3 protein-coding genes are annotated in these 1,993 nt (G+C 72.6%); 1 reads left to right on the top strand and 2 read right to left on the bottom strand.

All coding sequences use genetic code 11. The features are described 5' to 3' along the window. Positions 1–202, bottom strand: a 202-nt coding sequence (locus tag H5J30_RS29840) for a TetR/AcrR family transcriptional regulator (RefSeq protein ID WP_181790479.1), incomplete at its 3' end; no start/stop codon positions are given. 60 nt (positions 203–262) lie between these two features. Further along, a complete protein-coding gene (locus H5J30_RS29835) occupies positions 263–577 on the bottom strand; it encodes a sigma-70 family RNA polymerase sigma factor family protein (protein ID WP_181790477.1) in 315 nt (104 codons plus the stop codon). A gap of 541 nt (positions 578–1,118) precedes the next feature. Here H5J30_RS29835 and H5J30_RS29830 point away from each other — a divergent pair. After that, a partial coding sequence (locus H5J30_RS29830; protein ID WP_181790475.1) for a glycoside hydrolase family 3 protein occupies positions 1,119–1,993 on the top strand: 875 nt, incomplete at its 3' end.

Here is a 1,993-nt window from a genome sequence, read left to right as displayed (position 1 = left end):
CGGCGAGGCGGTGCGCGACGAGGTCTTCCTTGGTCGGGAAGTACGCGAAGAGCGTGCGCTTGGACACCTCCGCGGCCTCGGCCACCCGGGCCACCGAGACTCCGGCGAAGCCGTGCCGCAGGAACAGCGTGATCGCGGCCTCGGAGAGCGCCGCCCGGGTCTGCTGCTTCTTGCGCTCCCGCAGCCCTGGTTTGCCGTCCACGGCGTCACGGTAGCAAACAGGTATCCCGGGGGGATTTCTCGACCAGGTGCAGTTTTTACGTCATGCCTGACCGGTGTCGAAGTGGCTGATGCGGTCGCCGGCGACCGTGAAGGACCACCGGGTGCGCATGCCGCCCCAGGTGGAGTTCGCGTACGTGGCCACGAGCGACCGGCCGTCAGGGGCGACGGACTCGACGTCCATGTGGCCGGCGGAGGAGAAGATCTCCTTGTCGGTCCACGCGGCGAGGTCGCGTTCCGTGCCGTCGTCGGTCATGGTCGCGTCGTCGGTCAGGAGCGCGAAGAACGCGTCCTTGTCGCCGGCGTTGAGCGCCGCGACGAAGGCGGCCACGACGGGGTCGGTGAGCTGGGCGGCCATGGGGCACCTCCGGGTTCGCTGCCGTTTGCGCACGCGCCGCGTGCGCCACCCACGGCGCCATTGTCCCGCCGGCGGCCCCGCCCCGCAGGTCGTGCCCGCGCCCGCCGGATGCCAAGGGGGCCAAGGGGGCCAAGGGGGCGGCCGTCCCGCACGCAGTCCCGTCCGCACGCGGCCGTCCCGCTGCTCCCGGCGGTCAAAATCTGTCAAAGCCTGTCAGTGCCCACACCCGCCGCGAACCGCGGGCTTCCCGCCCGGGGAGCGCGATCGTGCGTGCCCCGGCGCAGGTGGTCCGCGGGCCGTCCGCAGGCCGCCTCCGGGCCGCCCACCGTTGCGGAGCAGGGCATTCCGCCAACGATCCGATCGCGGACTTCCTTGACACTCCCGATTGGTATAGGCCAGTATCCGGCATTGGTCTGTACCAAGTCTTTCCGTGCCACGTCAGCCCGTTCCGACACACCTTCCACTCCACTCGCACCCGTCGCGCGCCCGGCCCGCAGTCCGCCGCGGCCGCCGTCCCGCCCCTGCTCCCGCGGAGGTCTCCATGGCAGCCAACAACCCCGAACTCGCCCGGCTGGCCAACTCGGTTCTCCAGCCCGGGTTCGTGGGCACGACCGCGCCCGACTGGCTGCGCCGCAGAATCGGCGAAGGACTGGCCTCCGTGGTGCTCTTCGGCCGCAACATCGTCGACCCCGAGCAGGTCGCCGCGCTCACCGCCGCGCTGCGCGCCGAGAACCCCGACCTGATCATCGCCATCGACGAGGAGGCCGGCGACGTCACCCGGATCGAGGCCGGCACCGGCGCCACCCGCCCCGGCAACCTCGCCCTCGGCGCCGTCGACGACGTCGACCTGACCGAGCAGGTCGCGTACGACATCGGCCGCCAGCTGCACGCCATGGGCGTCTCGCTCAACTACGCCCCCTCCGCCGACGTCAACTCCAACCCCAAGAACCCCGTCATCGGCGTCCGCGCCTTCGGCGCCCGCACCGACCTCGTCTGCCGGCACACCGCCGCCTGGATCCGCGGCCTGCAGTCCGCCGGCGTCGCCGCCTGCGCCAAGCACTTCCCCGGCCACGGCGACACCAGCGTCGACTCCCACCACGGCCTGCCGCACGTCGCCGCCGACGCCCGCGAGATCGCCCGCACCGCGCTGCCGCCGTTCACCGCCGCCATGGAGGCCGGCGTACGCACCGTCATGACGGCGCACATGCTCATCCCCGCCTACGACGACAGCCTCCCCGCCACCCTCAGCCCGCGCATCATCCGCGACCTGCTCCGCGACGAGCTGGGCTTCACCGGCCTCGTCGTCACCGACGGCATCGAGATGGGCGCCGTCTCCGACCTGTACGGCATCGGCGGCGCCACCGTCCGCGCGCTCGCCGGCGGCGTCGACGCCGTGTGCGTCGGCGGCGAGAACGC

This window comes from Streptomyces phytophilus (assembly GCF_013870535.1).
GTDB lineage: Bacteria > Actinomycetota > Actinomycetes > Streptomycetales > Streptomycetaceae > Streptomyces > Streptomyces phytophilus.
This window is presented reverse-complemented; position numbering and strand designations above follow the sequence as displayed.